The 17,560-nt window shown below is 62.0% G+C and carries 11 protein-coding genes, 2 tRNA genes and 1 pseudogene; 12 read left to right on the top strand and 2 right to left on the bottom strand.

Features of this window, described 5'->3' with window-relative positions:
* Positions 1 to 28: 28 nt before the first annotated feature.
* Positions 29 to 2,926 (bottom strand): excinuclease ABC subunit UvrA, encoded by a 2,898-nt coding sequence (gene uvrA / locus IPM54_28720; GenBank protein MBK9263773.1) that lies wholly within the window; start codon positions 2,924 to 2,926, stop codon positions 29 to 31.
* Between the two features lie 283 nt (positions 2,927 to 3,209).
* Between uvrA and IPM54_28715 the strand changes: the two genes are divergently transcribed.
* The 10 genes from IPM54_28715 (at position 3,210) to IPM54_28670 (ending at position 12,855) form a co-directional block, all read left to right on the top strand.
* Positions 3,210 to 4,085 carry an SUMF1/EgtB/PvdO family nonheme iron enzyme gene (locus IPM54_28715; protein ID MBK9263772.1) on the top strand — a complete coding sequence of 292 codons (876 nt, stop codon included), beginning with the start codon at positions 3,210 to 3,212 and terminating at the stop codon, positions 4,083 to 4,085.
* A complete protein-coding gene (locus tag IPM54_28710) occupies positions 4,082 to 5,089 on the top strand; it encodes an SUMF1/EgtB/PvdO family nonheme iron enzyme (protein MBK9263771.1) in 1,008 nt (335 codons plus the stop codon). The genes IPM54_28715 and IPM54_28710 overlap by 4 nt, the downstream gene beginning before the upstream one ends.
* Positions 5,090 to 5,368: 279 nt before the next feature.
* Positions 5,369 to 5,442: transfer RNA gene (locus IPM54_28705), tRNA-Ile, on the top strand.
* 35 nt (positions 5,443 to 5,477) lie between these two features.
* Entirely contained in the window at positions 5,478 to 6,239 is a 762-nt protein-coding gene (locus tag IPM54_28700) for a hypothetical protein (GenBank protein MBK9263770.1), read from the top strand.
* A gap of 15 nt (positions 6,240 to 6,254) precedes the next feature.
* Positions 6,255 to 7,541 carry a serine/threonine protein kinase gene (locus IPM54_28695; protein MBK9263769.1) on the top strand — a complete coding sequence of 429 codons (1,287 nt, stop codon included), beginning with the start codon at positions 6,255 to 6,257 and terminating at the stop codon, positions 7,539 to 7,541.
* A 78-nt stretch (positions 7,542 to 7,619) separates the two neighbouring features.
* A complete protein-coding gene (locus IPM54_28690) occupies positions 7,620 to 8,135 on the top strand; it encodes a hypothetical protein (protein ID MBK9263768.1) in 516 nt (171 codons plus the stop codon).
* A gap of 93 nt (positions 8,136 to 8,228) precedes the next feature.
* Positions 8,229 to 10,496, top strand: coding sequence for a serine protein kinase PrkA (locus IPM54_28685; GenBank protein MBK9263767.1), 2,268 nt, complete (start codon positions 8,229 to 8,231; stop codon positions 10,494 to 10,496).
* A 24-nt stretch (positions 10,497 to 10,520) separates the two neighbouring features.
* Complete coding sequence (locus IPM54_28680; GenBank protein ID MBK9263766.1) at positions 10,521 to 11,294, top strand: TatD family hydrolase; 774 nt, start codon at positions 10,521 to 10,523, stop codon at positions 11,292 to 11,294.
* Positions 11,295 to 11,338: 44 nt separating this feature from the next.
* Positions 11,339 to 12,664: a TonB family protein gene (locus IPM54_28675; GenBank protein ID MBK9263765.1), complete on the top strand. Its 1,326-nt coding sequence runs from the start codon at positions 11,339 to 11,341 to the stop codon at positions 12,662 to 12,664.
* 117 nt (positions 12,665 to 12,781) lie between these two features.
* Positions 12,782 to 12,855, top strand: a tRNA-Met gene (locus IPM54_28670).
* A 67-nt stretch (positions 12,856 to 12,922) separates the two neighbouring features.
* Here the strand turns inward: IPM54_28670 and IPM54_28665 are convergent.
* Positions 12,923 to 14,431 carry a L,D-transpeptidase gene (locus tag IPM54_28665; protein MBK9263764.1) on the bottom strand — a complete coding sequence of 503 codons (1,509 nt, stop codon included), beginning with the start codon at positions 14,429 to 14,431 and terminating at the stop codon, positions 12,923 to 12,925.
* A 429-nt stretch (positions 14,432 to 14,860) separates the two neighbouring features.
* Between IPM54_28665 and IPM54_28660 the strand changes: the two genes are divergently transcribed.
* Both IPM54_28660 and IPM54_28655 read left to right on the top strand, forming a co-directional pair.
* Positions 14,861 to 16,366, top strand: coding sequence for a hypothetical protein (locus tag IPM54_28660; GenBank protein MBK9263763.1), 1,506 nt, complete (start codon positions 14,861 to 14,863; stop codon positions 16,364 to 16,366).
* Between the two features lie 165 nt (positions 16,367 to 16,531).
* A pseudogene (locus tag IPM54_28655) lies at positions 16,532 to 17,383 on the top strand (hypothetical protein).
* The last annotated feature ends 177 nt before the right edge of the window (positions 17,384 to 17,560 follow it).

Here is a 17,560-nt window from a genome sequence, read left to right as displayed (position 1 = left end):
TCAAGTCTTGACCCCATGCCCCCGGGCCTCACCTCCGCCCACGACTGGTTTGCCCGCGCTTTCCGCTCTCCAGCACGCTGCGCAAATAATGTCCCGTGTGCGACCCTTCGACGCCCGCTACGTGCTCGGGTGAACCACACGCAACGAGCGATCCGCCGCGCTCGCCACCTTCCGGACCCAGATCCACCACCCAATCGCAACACGCGACGACATCCAGGTTGTGCTCGACAACCACCACCGTATTGCCCGTATCGCGAAGACTCGTGAGCGCACCAATGAGCACGTCGATGTCCGAGAAATGCAGACCCGTCGTGGGTTCGTCCAAAACGTACAACGTTCGTCCCGTTGCCTTGCGCGCAAGCTCGCGTGCGAGTTTGACGCGCTGCGCCTCACCGCCCGAGATCGTCGTCGCTGGTTGTCCCAGCGTGATGTAGCCGAGACCAACCCGGCTCAGAGCCATCAGGCGATCACGAATGCGCGGGATCGCGTCGAATTGCCCGAGCGCCTGATCGACGGTCAATGACAGCGCATCGGAAATCGACATTCCGCGATAAAGCACTTCGAGTGTTTCGCGGTTGTAGCGTTTGCCCCCGCATGTTTCGCACGTGACGAACACGTCCGGCAGAAAGTGCATCTCTACGCGGAGAACTCCGTCGCCTTGGCAAGCTTCACAGCGGCCGCCTTTGACGTTGAATGAAAACCGCCCAGCCTTGTATCCGCGGGCGCGAGCTTCCGGGAGCGAAGCGTATACGTCCCGCAAAAGACCAAAAACGCCCGTGTACGTGGCGGGATTCGAACGCGGCGTGCGTCCGATGGGCGCTTGATCGATCGAGACGACCTTGTCGATGTGCGACAAACCTTCGATGCCGTCGCATTCGCCAATCGGCGTGCTCGATCGGTACAGCGACGATCGCGCTGCAGGCAACAACGTATCGACGATGAGGCTCGACTTGCCCGAGCCGCTCACGCCGGTGATCGCGCACAACGTGCCGACGGGAATGTCGACCGTGATGTTGCGAAGGTTGTGCGCTTTGGCGCCGACGATCCGAATGACGCGACCATCGCCCGTGCGACGTTTGTGCGGAATCGGTAGGTGTTTGTCGCCGGAGAGCCACGGACCCGTGACCGACTTCGGGTTGGCTTGAATCTCGGCAGGCGTGCCTTCGGCGATGACTTCGCCTCCGTGCACGCCGGCTCCCGGGCCCATGTCGACGACGTAGTCCGCCGCCAAGATCGCGTCGCGATCGTGTTCGACGACGATGACACTGTTGCCAAGGTCGACCAGACGCCTGAGGGCTTCGAGGAGGCGCGCGTTGTCGCGTGCATGAAGGCCGACGCTGGGTTCGTCGAGTACGTACAGCACGCCGACGAGCGCAGCGCCGATCTGTGTTGCCAACTTGATGCGTTGACCCTCGCCGCCGGAAAGCGTTTGTGCGGACCTATCGAGCGTCAGGTAGTCGAGCCCTACGTCGATGAGAAACCCGAGCCTTGCAACGACCGCGCGCAAGAGCGGTTCGGCGATGGCTCGTTCTCGCGGTTGCAACTGAAAGACGCCGTCGATGCGCGCCAAACCTTCCAGGAACAAACGCAGCGTGCGCAGCGGCATCGTGCCGACGTCCGCGATGTTCTTGTCTGCAAGTTTGACCGCGAGCGCTTCGGCGCGGAGGCGTTTGCCTTTACAAACGTCACACACGCGAGTGACCGCGTAGCGGCCGATGTCTTCGACGGTCGCGTCATCGTCGTCGTCATCGTCGTCCGCGGCTTCCGCAAGCGCGTCCTCGCCTGCATTGAGCAAGCGTTCGAGCCTGGTGACGATGCCTTCGTAATTCTCCTTCGCCTTGCGTTTTCCGCGCGCGGGCGTGCCCTCCGCACCGAAGAGCAAAGCTTGTTTGACGGGCTCTTCGAGGTCGCGAAAGGCGACGTCGGGATTCACCCCGAGAGCATTGACGGCCTTGCTCGTTTCCGTTGCGAGCGAGATCGACCCTCGACGACCCCACGCGATGATCGCGCCTTCGCGGAGTGTTCGCTTGTCGTCGGGCACCACGCGTTCGGGATCGATACGCGTGCGAAATCCGATGCCGTCGCACGTGGGACACGCGCCATGCGGCCCGTTGAACGAAAACATCCGCGGCTCGATGGGCGGAAGCGAAATGCCGCACGCGATACACGCAAATCGCTCGCTCATCCAAATCGGCTCGGTTCGTACCTTGTCGGTCGATTGATCCACCAAAAGCCGGCCCTCACCGAGCTTCAGCGCAAGCTCGACCGAGTCCGTCAAGCGGCTCTTGATGCCGTCTTTGACCACGATGCGATCGACGACGACGTCGAGATCGTGGGCCTTGGCTCGATCGAGGACGATCTCGTCACCAAGGTCCACCACTTCGCCGTCGACGCGGATGCGAACGAATCCTTCGCGACGCAAACGATCCAACTCGAGCTTGAGCTCGCCGCGACGCGCTCGGCAGATGGGCGCAAGGATCGTGACGCGCGCGCCTTCGCCAAGGCCGAGGATGCGATCGACGATCTGTTGCACCGTTTGCGCTTCGATGCGGGCGCCGCACTGAGGGCAATGCGGGGTGCCTACGCGTGCAAACAAGAGGCGCAGGTAGTCCGAAATTTCCGTGACGGTGCCGACCGTGGAACGAGGACTTTTCGTGAGGGCACGTTGCTCGATCGCAATCGCGGGGGACAAACCATCGATCGAATCGACGTCCGGCTTTGCAAGTTGCTCGAGAAATTGACGTGCGTACGCAGAGAGAGACTCCACGTAGCGCCGCTGTCCCTCGGCGTAGATCGTGTCGAAAGCGAGCGACGACTTGCCAGAACCGCTTGGTCCCGTCACGACGACGAGTCGATCCCGCGGTAGCGACAGGCTGACGTTCTTGAGGTTGTGCTGTCTTGCGCCGCGAATGAGCAGTCGATTCATGGACTTACGAGAGCTAGCACGCGTGCGGTGAATGAGCTTCCGACGCGTCCGGAAACTTCCCAGTATCACACGACTGCGAGCTGTGATGCGAGCGTACTCGATGCGCCCAAATTTTTTCCCGCATCGTCCAGGTCGTGTCTACTGCGCGCTTGCAGCACCGGCCAACACGTGCAGTGCAGGCTGATTCGTGAGCAAACGGTCGAGCACAAGCCGCGCACTTCGCGCCAGTACCGTCGGCCTCCTGGTTGGGACGGTCGCAGTGATGGCTTGCGAGAAGCGTCCAATGGAAGATGCAGCCGGTATGGGCGCAGGTGCGTCCGGGCAAACCCTACCGATCGCGTCTTCGTCGGCACCGCCTGCTCTCGAGGACGCTTCGATCGCGCACGAGGACGCTTCCGCGGTGAGCGCGTGCCCTGCCGACATGACGCTCGTCGATGGACTGTTTTGCCCTGCGATGGCGTACCGATGCTTGAAGCGATCGGGCGGAGTGGGACACGGCTGTCCAGAATATTCGCGCGGTGAAGTTTGTCTTGGCGAACAGGACCGGCGCAGGTACTGCATCGACCTGCACGAATGGCCCAATCGCGTGGGTGAACGTCCCAAAGTGTACGTCAGTTGGTTCGAAGCCAAAGCGCTTTGCGAAGGTGTCGGCAAGCGCCTTTGTCGAAGGTCGGAGTGGATTCTCGCCTGCGAGGGGCCCAAGCGTTTGCCGTATCCTTGGGGCTTCGTTCGACAGCCGAGCCCATGCAACATCGATCGTTCCGTCGTCGAAGCCGACGCGAATGCCATCGCGGACCCTCGCACGCGTGACGACGAGATTGCTCGGCTCTGGCAAGCCGATCCGATTGGATCGCATCCCAACTGCGTGAGCTCGTTCGGTGTGTACGATCTTGCCGGTAACGTCGACGAATGGACCGACAACGCGGCCGATGATCCGACGACCGATCGTGTCTCGACGCTGAACGGTGGTTATTGGGGTCCTGTGCGCAACACGTGCCGCCTTACGACGAAGTCGCATGGACCGACGTTCACGTTCTACCAAGTGGGCTTTCGTTGCTGCGCGGACACGCGTGACGGTGTCGTCGTCGATCCGCCGCGTCCTTGGATCGAGCGATCCGATCGCAAGCGCGACGATGGTTCGCCCTACGAGGACGAATGAACGCGCGCTCGACGATCGCCTTTCCGCTCGTGCTCGCGCTTGCTCTCGGCGTTGGTGCCGCGCTCGTGACGACGCGTAAAAAGGGCGAGCCCACGCTTCCTGGCGCGTCGCCTTCAGCCCCGGTCTTCGTGCTCGGGCCCTCGGCGATTCCTTCGGCATCCGCAGCGCCAGCGCCGAAAACATCGGCGTCTGCGGACGTCGCACCTCCCACGTACGTTCAGTTGAACCCCGAAAGCGCGACGATGTGTCCGAAAGGCATGGTGCTCGTCGACGGCATTTATTGTCCGTTCGTTGGGCACAAGTGCGCGAGGTATCGCGAAGGAGTTCAGGACGTGTGCGAACAGTTCGGACCTGAAGTGCTTTGCGAAGGACGTCTCGAGCATCGGCGTTTCTGCATCGACACGTACGAGTACCCCAACTTGCAGGGCGTCAAGCCGGTGGTCATGGCGGACTGGAACGAGGCGATGCGAGCTTGTCGTGTCGAGGGCAAACGGCTTTGCGCGGTCGAAGAGTGGGAGTTTGCGTGCGAAGGGCCGGGCATGTGGCCGTACCCTTATGGTGCGGAGCGTGATCGGACGGCGTGCAACATCGACCAGAACGAGGAGACACCGGATGCGGATGCGCTTTCGCGTCCGGATCGTGTGGGCGCCGAGGTTGAGCGGATCGATCGTCGTGTGAAGTCCGGTTCGATGCCTCGGTGTGTGAGTCCGTTTGGCGTGTACGACATGACGGGCAACGTCGACGAGTGGGTCGACAATCCGCAGGGAAAGAAGGCCGAACCGCCGTTCCGTTCATCGCTCAAGGGAGACGATTGGGGGGCGAACCGAGCGCGTTGTCGTCCGATCGACTCGACGATTCCCGAGTCGTTTACGTCTCCGCAGCGAGGGTTTCGATGTTGTGCCGATCCGATGCGCGGGCCGCGCGTCGTGGCCGCACCGGATGCGCGTCGATCGCGCCTGAGTCGCATGGACGTTCCGAAGAAGGCGGAGAAACGCGACAAGTAGAACAAGTCGAACTGAAGACCGGGCGCAAGCCCACGCCTGGCTTTCGTAAGAGAATTTCGCACTTCTCTTCCAACTGCTGCCCGGATGGACTAGTTTGTCTCCCGGTGGCTGGTTTCTGTTTCGGCACTCAACGATCTCGATCCCTCGGGATTCGCATGCCAGCCCGTCGCCTCTCGTCGTCATCGAACGGACGTCGAGGGGTTTTCGGCGGAGGGCGCCTCAGGCGTTCCAACGCAGTCCTCGTTCGAGCAGCAAGGGGTGCGCCGGCCACCCCAATACGGGCCTATAGCTCAATCGGTCAGAGCCCCCGGCTCATAACCGGGCTGTTCCTGGTTCGAGTCCAGGTGGGCCTACTCATTTTCTCCGGCGCAAGGAGCAGAACGTACACGTGAGTATTCGCGACCAGATCGCCTCGCTCGAAGAGCTCGCCGCAATCGATGCCGATATTCGGCGCGCAGAGGAACAGATCGGAAAGCAGCGGGGGAGTTTGGAGGGGATGCGTGCTGAAGCGAAGGAGCTCGACGCGCGCCTCAAAGCCGACCGCGACATGCTCGCGCAAATGGAGAAGACCCGTAGCGACTTGTCGCTCGAGGTTCGCCAAATGACGCAGCAGATCGAACGCTCACGTGAGAAGCTTCAGCGGTCCAGAAACGAACGTGAGTCGAACGCCGCGCAGCGCGAAATCGAGGAGCTTCGCAAGCTTCATCGAGACCGCGAAGACGACATCGAGAAACTCACGAGCGCCACGGAAGCTGCGAAGAAGTCCATCGAAGCGACGGAAGCAAAGCTTCAAAGCGTCGTGCAAAAAATGGAGGGTTCCACCGAGGGAACCGTCAAGCAGCTTGGAGAGCTCGAAGCGGTACGTGACGCGCGCATCAAGGAGCGCGAGCTCGCCGTGAAGAAGCTGCCCGTTGCGCTTTATCGCCGCTACGAGCGAATCCGCGTGCAGCGTCCCTATGCGATCGCCGCGACGCACGACGGCACATGCATGGGATGCCATCTGACGCTGCCGCCGATGATGTTTCGCAACATGGTTCCGCAGCAGCAGTTCGAGCAATGCCCGCACTGCAAACGGATCATCTACTACACGCCTGCGCCAGCACGCGTGGTGGATGCCGATGAAGCGCAGGCACCTTCGCCGCGAGCCTGACGTCGGGGCCTTCGAGTGAAGGGCTGCGCAAAGTGCCATCGACTCTACGCCGATGACATCGGCGTGTGTCCCGTCGAAGGCGCGACACTCGAGAGCACCGACAAACTCCGCCCCGAGCCTGATCCGGAAGATCCGCGCGTCGGTAACGCCATCTGCTATGGCCGCTACGAGATCTGGCGAGTGCTCGCCGATGGCGCGATGGGCCGTGTGTATCAAGCCCTCGATCGAGCGCGCGATCGCACCGTCGCCCTCAAGGTCTTGCACGCGCGCATTTCCGAAGATCAGGTCGCTCTCGCGCGGTTTCATCGCGAGTTCGAAATCAGCGCGCGCGTGGCGCACGAGCACATCGTCGAGATCTACGCGTTCGAGCTCGATCCCGCGGGCAATCGCGTGCTCGTCATGGAGTACCTCGAGGGTGAGGCGCTCAGAACGTTGCTCAAACGTCAGCGCGTGTTGCCTCCCGAGCGTGTGATTCGGATGCTCGCGCAGATGGCCAAAGGCCTTCGCGTCGCGCACGACCTGAATCTCGTTCATCGAGATCTGAAACCGGACAACATCTTCCTCTGTGCGAGCCGTGAAGGCGATGTCGTCAAGATCCTCGACTTCGGCAGCATTCGCGACAATTCATTGGGGGCCAAACGAATCACCGTCGTTGGTACGACGATCGGCTCGCCCTACTACATGTCGCCCGAACAAGCTCAAGGTGCAGCCGAGCTCGATAGTCGCGCCGATGTGTGGTCCATGGCTGCGATCGCGTATGAAGCGATCACGGGCAACGTGCCGTTCGATGGCGTTGGTGATGGCGCGATCCTGCACAGCATCGTCAACAGGCCGCATCGCCTGCCAAGCGATGTGGGCAAGGCATACGGCGTTCCGCGAGCGCTCGATGCGGTCATGGATGACGCTCTCGCGAAGTCACCGGCGAACCGCACCGCATCCGTGGGTGAGTTCGTGGATCGGATCGGTCGCGTCTACGGTCTCGATGGCACGTATGCCGACTGGGCGGCGACACCCGAAGCCGAGTTACGCGAGCTTTTGCGAATTGCTCTCATCGCGCGTGTGGCTCCCGAACCCGAGCCAGAGAAGGCGGAAGATTACAGTGCGCTCGATGCTGCCTTCGATGCAGCGTTCGATCCTCCGCCAGCGCAACCCGTGGCGATAGCGCCGGATCCGCCTCGAGAACGCGTGGAAGAACTGCCGATTTCAGAGCAACTTCCAACTCGTCGCCCGTGGGTTCTGCCGGTCGTGCTCGTCATCATGTTCGTCGTCGGGATGCTCATTGCTGTAGCAATCCGACGCTAGTGAACTCGCGCTCGAGCGACGTGTTCGACCACGACGAGTCGTGGTAGCGCGCGTGCCGACGTGTTATCTGGGCGGATCATGATCAAACCGTCTTCGAAGCGACGCTCCACCGTGACTTTCGCGTGTTTCGCGATTCTCTCTGCCTTCGCGTTTGGCGCTGCGTTCGCGCCGGGCGACAGTGAAGCGGCAGGGCGGGGAGTGGTTGCCGAGACAAACCAGGCTGCTCCTCTGAGCTCCAGGGCGAGCACGGATTCGTACGACGCCGAAATAAAATCGGTGGGAACATACGCCGCGGGCAAACAGGGCACCGTCGAAGTCATTCTCACGCCGAAGGATCCGTTCCACATCAACGATGCGTATCCATACAAGTTCCGGACGGCCGATCCTGCGCCTGAAGGCGTGACGTATCCCAAGCCGTTGCTCGTGCGAGCCGACGGCAAATTTGACCAAACGAGAGGTGTTTTCAGCGTGCCTTTCGTTGCGTCCAAGCCGGGTAAGTACAGCATCGGCGGGACGCTTTCGCTCAGCGTGTGCAGTCCGTCGAGCTGTCTGATGGAAAGGGTGGAACTCGCAGTCGACGTCGACGTGAAGTGACCTGGAAGCTAAACTCCCGGGGTGAAAGACAACGACGCGGCAGACCGTCGGTCATCGCTCGCTCTTGCTGAGCTGTCCGGAATTGCCACGGCGATACAGCGCCGTTTCCAGACGGGTCGGCGCCTCTTGTCGTTTCAGGAATACCTCGAGCTCTTCGCGGCCGACCCAGCTCGGCATGGCCGTGATGCTGCTCGCTACGTGCGCGACATGTTCGATCATTTCGGCACGTACACGGTCAAGATGCCGTGGGGTGAAAGCCTGCGTTGGCGCCTTTTCGATTTGCCGTGGGAGCCCGAACCGGTTCGTCCGGAAAACGGTGGGAAGCGACAAACCTTCCACGGTCGTGACGCGGCGCTCGTCGGACACGAAGAGCTTCAAGCCGAGATCTACCGCGTGCTGTCGAACTTCGTGCAAGAGGGGCGAGCCAATCGACTCGTGTTGATGCACGGGCCGAACGGTTCAGCCAAGAGCACCGTTGCGGGCTGCATCCTTCGCGCGCTCGAACACTACTCGACGCTCGACGAAGGCGCGCTCTACCGCTTTCACTGGGTTTTCCCAACGCGCAAAACGACGCGTGGAGCCATCGGGTTTGGCGGCGAGGGGATCCTTTCGCCGACTGCGACGTTCGCGCATCTCGACGACACGCAGATCGATGCGCGCCTCGTCATCGAGCTGCGCGACCATCCGCTTTTTCTGTTGCCGGTGCCCGAACGTCGCGCGCTCGTGCAGAAGCTCTATGACGACGCCGGTATCAGCGAACCGCCGCCCGACTGGCTCATGAGCGGCAAACTTTCGCACAAGAACCAACAGGTCGTCGAAGCGCTGCTCGTTTCCTACGAAGGCTCGTTCGCGGATGTTTTGCGACACGTGCAGGTCGAGCGTTGGTTCATTTCGCGACGGTACCGCACGGGAGCGGTAACGATTGGCCCCGAGCTCAGCGTCGACGCAAGCGAGCGGCAGATTACGGCGGATCGATCACTCGCTGCGCTCCCCACGGCGCTTCAAGCTCGAACGCTGTTCGAAGCGCATGGGGAGATCGTCGAAGCGGCCGGGGGCGTGCTGGAATTCAGCGATCTGCTCAAGCGCCCCATCGACGCGTTCCGCTACTTGCAGCTCACGCTGGAAACGGGCGAGGTGAGTTTGCCTCAACAAACCATCCAGACCAACGTCGTGATGATTGGCAGCGCGAACGACGTGCACCTCAACGCGTTCCGCGAGCATCCTGAGTTCCCGAGTTTCCGAGGGCGTTTCGAGCTTTTACGCGCGCCGTATTTGCGTCGTTGGATTGACGAGAAGCGGATCTACGACGCGCAGATCGTTCCGTTCGTGAATCGGCACGTGGCTCCGCATGCGACCCGCGTGGCAGCTCAGTTCGCGGTGCTCACGCGCATGCGTCAGCCCGATGCGAAGCGTTATCCGGAAGCACTTGCGCCCATCGTTTCATCGCTCACGGCAGCCGAGAAGCTCGAGATGTATGCGACGGGCACGCCACCCGACAGGCTCGATGGCGACTCGCAAAAACTGCTTCGTGCAAACGTTCGCGCGCTCTACCACGAGAGCGATTCGACGCTCGACTTCGAGGGGCGTTCGGGGGTTTCTCCGCGCGAGATGCGCACACTGCTGCTCGATGCTGCACAGGCGCACGATTCGGCGTGCTTGTCGCCATTCGCCGTGCTGTCGGAGATCGACGAGCTTTGCAAGCGCACGAGTGAATACGAGTGGCTGAAGGAACGAGCGCTCGCGGGCGGATACCACGATCACAAGCTCTTCCGCGATGCCGTGCGATCGAGGCTGCTCGACACGCTCGAGGAAGAGATGCGCGCGGCGAGCGGAATCGTCGATGAGACACGCTACGGCGAGCTATTCGACCGGTACATCCAACACGTGGGGGCTTGGGTGAAGGGCGAGAAGCTTCGCAATCCGCACACGGGTGACTCCGAGCCTGCGGATGATCGCATGATGCGCGAGATCGAGGGGCTGATCGGCGTACGAAACAAGTACGACGAACACCGCAAGGGACTCATCTCCATGATTGCCGCATGGGCGATCGATCATCCGGGAGAGCGCGTCGTGAACTCGGTGGTTTTTCCGCACCAACTACGAAAATTGCGCGAAGCGTTCTTTGCGGACAGGCGCAAATCAGTTGCCCTTTTGTGCCGAGACCTCGTCGTGATTCTGCGTGATCGGGTGTCTCGAGGTTCTACGGCGGAACCTCCGGTGCAAAACAACCTGCGTGAAGAGCAGCGGAAGAACGCGCTGGCCGCGTTTGGGCGTCTCGTGGCGATGGGCTACTGTGAGCATTGCGCGCTCGAGGCCGGCAGTGCTCTCCTGCGCGCGCGCTTCGGCGAGCTCGTCACGTGAGGAGCATTCGTTGGTAGTCAAAGCATGTTGATCGATACGCATTGTCACGTTGATCCCGGCTACTTTCCGGAAGGTGCCGATGCCGTGCTGGACCGCGCACGCGCAGTCGGTGTGGGTGCGTTCGTGGTCATCGGTGTGGGTGAGGACCTCGGGCCGGCGCGTTACGCCGCCGAGCTTGCATCACGGCTGCCCGATGTGTGGTCCACGGCGGGCGTTCATCCGCACGACGCCTTGGTCCTCGACGACGCGATGGAGGCCGAGATCGAGCGTTTGGCGGCGGCGCCTCGTCTGTGTGCGATCGGCGAAATCGGGCTCGATTATCACTACATGCGATCGCCCAAAAGCACGCAGCAGGAAGTGTTTCGGCGCCTCATCGCGCTTGCGGTTCGAGTGCGTAAGCCCATCGTCGTACACACGCGTGAAGCTCCCGAAGACACGTTGTCGATCCTCGAAGAAGAGGGCGCATCGCGCGTGGGCGGCGTGATTCATTGCTTCTCGGAAGATCGACCCTTTGCCGAGCGTGCGATTGCGCTTGGCTTCGACATCTCGTTCTCCGGCATCGTCACGTTCAAGAATGCGCGAGCCATTCACGAGGTTGCAGCGTGGGCGCCGATGGATCGCATCCTCGTCGAGACGGACAGTCCGTACCTCGCGCCCATCCCGATGCGGGGTAAGCGTTGCGAGCCTGCGTATGTGGTGCACACGGCGCGTCGCGTCGCCGAGCTTCGTGGCGATGACTTCGATACATTCGTGGCGCGCACTGGCGAGAACGCTCGGCGGCGATTCGGGCTCGCGTAGATTACTGGCGCCCCAGCGCGGAAAAAACGGTCATACTCGGAGTCGTGCTCGGCCGCGTGCTCGACTACAGGCTGGTTGCGTTCGTCGTCTTGTCGATCGCGACGCACGTCATCGTGGTCAAGTTTGGCAACGAGCTCTACGAGCGTTCGTCTCGGAACGTCGCCGCGTGGGCGCATCGAGCGTTCGCGGTGCCGCTACCGGACGACATCGTGCAGATCGATCTGCCGATGGTTGGAGATGAAACGATTGACGGCAAGCTCGTCGAGCTACCTCCCATCGTGATTCCGCGCGGCGGAGGTGAGGCTTTGCCGCGACCGGACACGGAGGGGGCCGGGCGCGGTGGAGCGGACGCAGCGCAACCAGCGGAGAACCTTGCGGACAGGCACGACGATCGCACGCTCGTGACGGCGATTCCGTCGCGTTTCGATCGCAGCCAAGTGCAGCGGATCGATTCGGGTAAGCAGCGCGCGTCGTGGGAAGATTGGCGAGCGAGCCGTGAGCCGATGGAGCTGACGTTTCTTGCGAGCGGCCGCACGGGGAGTCGCAAAGAGCGACGCGAGTACGCCGTGCACGATCCATCGTCGGGCGCGCGTCGTGCGGGGCAGGCTGCGCATGCAGGCGGGGCGCTCGGTGCTCCACCGATGCCGCCTGGCGTGACGGAGAGCCCGCGATCCGTGGGTGGGACGGCGCCGGGTGCAGCCGAGCCGACGATCGGCGTTGGCGTGCGCGATGGTGCGGCGGGCAAGGACGCGCGGATGCGCGCGCCCGTGCCGCTCGCGAGGCCATGGGTCGCGGCGGAGGTGCCGTCGGTGCCTGCCGAACAAGACGGCAAGCCGAAAGATCGCGTGGACAGCGAGCAAGAAGTAGCGCCGGCACAGCAGTCGATCGTCCGGGCAAGTACGGCTGGGGGCGACGCGGGAGAAGGTTCGGGAGGACAAACGTCACCCGCGCCGGCACCGGGTTCTGGAGGACAAACGGGCGCCGGATCCGACGCGCGTCCGAATGGCGATGGGCGAGGTCCCGATGCAGATCAGATCGCGCGAGACAGGCGCCGCAACGACTACCTTCGCCGCGTCATTTCGCGCATTCAACCGCTGTGGAAAAACGCATTTCCGAAGTGGGCGATTGCCGAGGGACGAGGTGGCACTGTCATCATTTCGTTTGTGATCCAACGAGATGGCTCGGTCACGGGTGTGCGCGTGAGTCGTTCGAGCACGATTGCCGAGTTCGACGAGAATTGTCGCCGAGCGCTGGTTCGAGCAGCTCCGTTCGACCCGCTTCCTGCCGAGCTTGGGCCGCAGCTTGCATGGTCGATGCCTTTTACGGCCCAGAATCCAGCCGTTCGGCCGCGAGATCCCGCAAATCCATGAACGCTCGCTGCCGCTTGAAGTCGCGGAAAACCGGAGCGCTTTGTGGGAACGGCCGTCCCGACAAGATTGCTCGCTTGACAGAGTTGCCCTCCGTCGACATAGTGCGCGCCACTTTTTGCCGAAGTAGCTCAGTTGGCTAGAGCAGGCGTTTCATACGCGCCGGGTCGGGGGTTCGATTCCCTCCTTCGGCACCCACGAGAACAACCCTCCGGCTCCGCATGTGACCCACCGGGTCCCTTGTCGGGGCCGGTCGCATTTTCAGGGTCGGACGACCACGTACGTTCCTTCGCCCATCGCGTCCGTGACGCCGTGCCAGCCCTCCGGCAGCTCCGGATCGGCCCAGCGCCAGATCCGATGCGCATCGACCGGCGACAGCGCCACCGCGTGGAACATGTGCGCTTCTCCAAGCCCATCGCCCCAGTACGTCCCGGCGATCGCGTTGTTCGGGGCAAACTCCATCACCCACGGCGCATCGGCGACATCGAACTCCCCGTGAACCTCACGGCTGTCGAGCGCTCGCGTCACGAACTTCTTTTGCACTCGAAACGTTCCCCGTGCCGTGGAAGCTGCATCCGGAGCATCCTTGAGCACGTCGCGCCCCGATGAGATGAGCGTCACGTAGACAGGCTTTTGACCTTCGTACGCCGTGAGAGTTTGGTTTGCCAAACTGATGTCGAGCCACTTTTGAGTGCCCTTGGCAAACTCGGGGAACTTCGTCCTCCGAACGACGACCACGACGTCCGTGGCTCGAACCCAATAGTCCTCACGCGTGTGCTCGTACCGAACGCCGCTCACCGTGCGGAACTTGCCCGTGAGCGGAATGGCCGAGCGTCTTTCGAGGTCGTCGTCGTTGGGTTCAGCTTCACCTCTGCGCAGGATCCAACCTTGCGCGCCGAACTTGTGGACGAACGCGACCGGCAAACCGATCTTCTCGATGTCCATGCCAAACCATATCGTGCCGAGTGCAGGCCGAAGACGATCGATCGGAACGACCGATCCGGATGGCGTCACGCCGAACCGGCGCTCTTCGCTCCCAAGGTTTGTCGCGAATGAACCTGCGATGGCCACGCCGCTGTTCTTTCGGAGCACGCCGCTTCGCAATTCGCCCGTCTTCGCGGCCAGTGGAGCAAGCGGCGCGATGACTTCTTTGGTGAACGAATAAAACGTTCCGACACGCCGCTTCGATGCTTCATCCGCTCCATCGACACCGGGCATGAGCACCGGCGGCCCGAGCGGTACGCCGCGTGCATCGAGCGGCACATCGTTTGCCGTGGCGCCAAGGAGCTCGTCGTCGACGTCGCCGCGCCTCGACAGGAATCGTTTGAGATCCGGTTCTTCTGCCGTTTGCTCCGCAGGCATCGGTAGCCGTGTGTAGATCGGCACGCCTTCCGTCCGCGCACGCCCGTAGCGATAAGGCAAAGGCTTCTCGAGGTCCGGACCCGGAGGCAACGCTGCGGCGAGCGACAGATCCGTCGTTGCGGCTTCGCCTGCGCATACGAATCCCTTCGGCCGCACCACGTACCATCCTTCGCTGCATCCGCGACGCGTGTACGGCTCTCGCGATCGCGCGACCTGCGTGCCTGCGCGAAGCTCTCCCAGCACGCGACCCGTCGTCGACGGGCGATCATAGACGACCGTGCCTGATTGGAGCACCAACAATTTCGGACCGTCCGCGGGCGGCGATTGCACCTCCGGCGGTGCTTCGTCGGCAGGTTCGCCTTTGGCAAGCGCTGGAGTGCTTCCAGCCTTACAACCTGGCGCGGCCATCGCGACGGCGAACAAGAGGGGCAGCCCGAGTACTGAACGGTGGAGCGGCATCGAGACGACCCTTGGCAAAAGTCGACGCGTTGGGCCAAGTCTTTGGCCTTTGTTGTCACGTGCGGTTCGTCGTCAGCCCGAAAAACCGCACGGGATACCGCTCGCAACGCAAAGCGGCGACGACGGTGAAACTTTTCTCGTCCGAGGAAAAAACGAGCCCAATGGAGCCGAATTTTGCACACTGCACAGGTGCACCTCGGATTCTTTTCTCGCCTTCGCCCCTTTACGAAAAACGTTTGCGCGCACGATCTACCAGCGCTCGCACTAGCCACCCTGACGAGCGCAGCGTGCATCGCTTGCGGTCCATCGGTTCAGACCTCGACAAGCGGCTCGGGTGGTGCCGGAGGATCCGGTGCTGGTGTTGGTGCTGGCGGTTCGATGAATGGCAGTACCGGCAGCGGCATGCCTGTCCCAGCATCGCCGACGCTCACGGCAATCGACCTCGGCCCCACCACGCTCAATGTATTTCACGGTTTCGAAGTGCCTGAACATGCGCTCGGGATCACGGCGATCGTCGAAGCACCCGGCATCGATGACGTGATCGGCATCTCCCGCATTCGTCCGCCGAAGGGTGACCCGGTCATCTTCGACTATTCGGTTGCCGGCAAGACGAACTACGCGTTCGTGAAACAAGGCTGGGTAGGTGGAGCGACCGTGCAATCGGATCTGCCTCAGGCATGGCCGGTGCAATCAGGCTTGTGGCGCATTCTGCTCGGCTCCGATGGACCTCTCGAAGCGCCGAACGTGCGTGTGTGGATCCGCCAAACCGAGGATGGTGTGTTTCACGGCGGTGTCGTCGACGTGAACGTGTTCATCGCGCCAAATGCTACGACCCAAAACTATCTCGATACGGTCTTCGCCGATTTGTTCAAAGACTACGGCGGCTTGAAGCTCGGCAACGTCAACTTCCTTTCGCTCGATTCCGCATTCTCGACCATCGATACGTACGAGAAGTACCGAGCACTTCTTGCATCGTCGTTCGTGGTGAGCGCGACGCCTGCCTTGAACATGTTCGTCATCAACAAGTTCGGTAACGAGTTTGGCCAAGCGATCGGCGTTGCAGGAGGCATCCCGGGCAGCGCCACGGTGCATGGCACGACGATGAGCGGCGTTGCGTATCAGCCGTCTGGCAACCCTGGATATGACGCAGCGGTCTTGCGCCACGAGATCGGACATCTCGCTGGTCTCTTCCACACGACCGAGCTCGTTTCGGAAGACACGGATCCGATCAGCGACACGCTGGAATGTGCTGCCGCGACGATTCAGTCGAAGCCTGAAACTTGTCCCGACGCGATGAACACGATGTTCCCCATCGCGTTTGGACACACGGATTTGACATCGGCGCAGGTGCGCGTGATCCAAGGCAGCGCGCTGTATCGTGGCGTGTTTTCCGCGGGCGGCATGCCCGATGCCCCGTCGAGCGCTGCGCCGCAAAAGCCATCGTACGAGGTTGACTACGCATCGCTCATCGATCGTTCCGACAAACCCATGCCGCAGAACCCCACGCCTGTCGAACGTGTCCTCGGCGGTGTGTGGTGTGCGCACGCAAAAGCCGACTACGAAGCGCTCGCCGTCCGCGTTGCAGGCGCATCTGCCCCTGGCGTCATGCGTGCCCTCGCGCTCGATGAAACGCACAACGACGTCCTTCGAGCGCGTGCGCTTGCCGCGTATGCACGTGCTGCCGAGGGTGCCGAGCGAACGCGGGCGCTCGATCTGGCGGAGGACTTCGTGCGTCGCGACGCAGAAAGTACGGATATTCGGGCTGTCGCGCTCGATACGCTTGCGCGTTTCGATCCTGCGCGCGCGCGTTCGGTATCGATTGTGCTATCCGCAACGACCAACTCCGTGGTGCGCGATGTGGCAGAGCGGCTTCTCACAAAATAGTCGTGCTCTGGAATCTTCACTAGGTTCGCGCGGGCTGGTAGGGTAGGTGCGTCGAGTGTTGGGGGTTGGTGGAGAGGTAACCCTTACGATGCGTTATGAATCAGTCGCCAGCTCGGTGAACCCGCACTCCGAAAGGGGGACCCGATGAGCACAACACCGCATTGGATGCCTTTGCGGGTTTGTCTGGTCGACATGAACAACGGCCATGTCAACCAAGCGATGCGTTGTTTGCGTGGCATCGTTGCCAGCTTTTTCGATCGCGTAAGGCGTGAAAACCCCGGGATCGTTTGTGAACTTGGCGAAGTTTCTCCACGCGACACCAACGTTCCCGTTCCCGAAGGCTACGACCTCTACATTTCGACCGGTGGACCTGGGTCTCCTTTCGATGGCGATGGACAACCTTGGGTCTCCGACTATTCCCGCTTCCTCGATACCGTTGCAGAGTCCGCCATTTGCGGCGGTGAAACACAAAGTGCGTGCTTCGCCATTTGTTACTCGTTCGAGATGGTCGTCCGGCATTTCAGGCTTGCCGCGATCGAACCTCGAGCCGAACGCAAATTCGGCGTGATGCCCATTTACACGACGCCCGAAGGCCAAACGCATCCACTGCTGCGTCCATTCGGCGATCGGCTCTTCGCATTCGAGCATCGCAATTGGGAGGCGGTCGACCTCGACACCGCGAAGCTCGAGTCGCTCGGTGGCATGCTCTTGGCGCGCGAAAGTCGTGATGGAATCTCGAAGGGTCGAGCGATCTTGGGGCTGGATGTCACCGCAGGCATCGAAGCGGTGCAGTTTCATCCGGAAGCCGATCGGCCGGGCGTAATGAACTGGGTTTCGCGTCCGGAGCAGGCGGCTGCATTCAAGGCCGCGTATGGCGTAGACACGTATCAAGCCATGCTTCGTACGCTCGATGATCCCAGGCGTTTGGCGCGTACGTACTCGCTCGTGATCCCCGGCTGGATGGCCCGCAGGTTCAACATGCTCGCGCCATTTCGCGGCTACACGGAACTTCCCCCGCCCAGCGAAGATCTCGGCGCTCGGTTCATTACGCCACCGACGCTCTCGGCAGCGGATCGAGTTGCGTCCGCGTCGGCCCATTCGGCCTAGAACGGCACGGTAAATCCCGAACCTGCTCGCCTGCTTTTCTTCTGGCTCGATCTCGCCTAGAGACTCCCTCGCAACCGAGTTCGGTTG

Source organism: Polyangiaceae bacterium, from assembly GCA_016715885.1.
Lineage (GTDB): Bacteria > Myxococcota_A > Polyangia > Polyangiales > Polyangiaceae > Polyangium.
Note: the sequence above shows the minus strand (reverse complement) of the source record. Positions and strands in the feature narration are given on the sequence as shown.

Excerpts from the sequence above, each read along its gene's own strand:
- uvrA (MBK9263773.1), bottom strand. The coding sequence starts at position 2,926 with ATGAATCGACTGCTCATTCGCGGCGCAAGACAGCACAACCTCAAGAAC.
- IPM54_28715 (MBK9263772.1), top strand. The coding sequence starts at position 3,210 with ATGGAAGATGCAGCCGGTATGGGCGCAGGTGCGTCCGGGCAAACCCTA.
- IPM54_28710 (MBK9263771.1), top strand. The coding sequence starts at position 4,082 with ATGAACGCGCGCTCGACGATCGCCTTTCCGCTCGTGCTCGCGCTTGCT.
- IPM54_28690 (MBK9263768.1), top strand. The coding sequence starts at position 7,620 with ATGATCAAACCGTCTTCGAAGCGACGCTCCACCGTGACTTTCGCGTGT.
- IPM54_28680 (MBK9263766.1), top strand. The coding sequence starts at position 10,521 with ATGTTGATCGATACGCATTGTCACGTTGATCCCGGCTACTTTCCGGAA.
- IPM54_28665 (MBK9263764.1), bottom strand. The coding sequence starts at position 14,431 with ATGGCCGCGCCAGGTTGTAAGGCTGGAAGCACTCCAGCGCTTGCCAAA.
- IPM54_28660 (MBK9263763.1), top strand. The coding sequence starts at position 14,861 with ATGAATGGCAGTACCGGCAGCGGCATGCCTGTCCCAGCATCGCCGACG.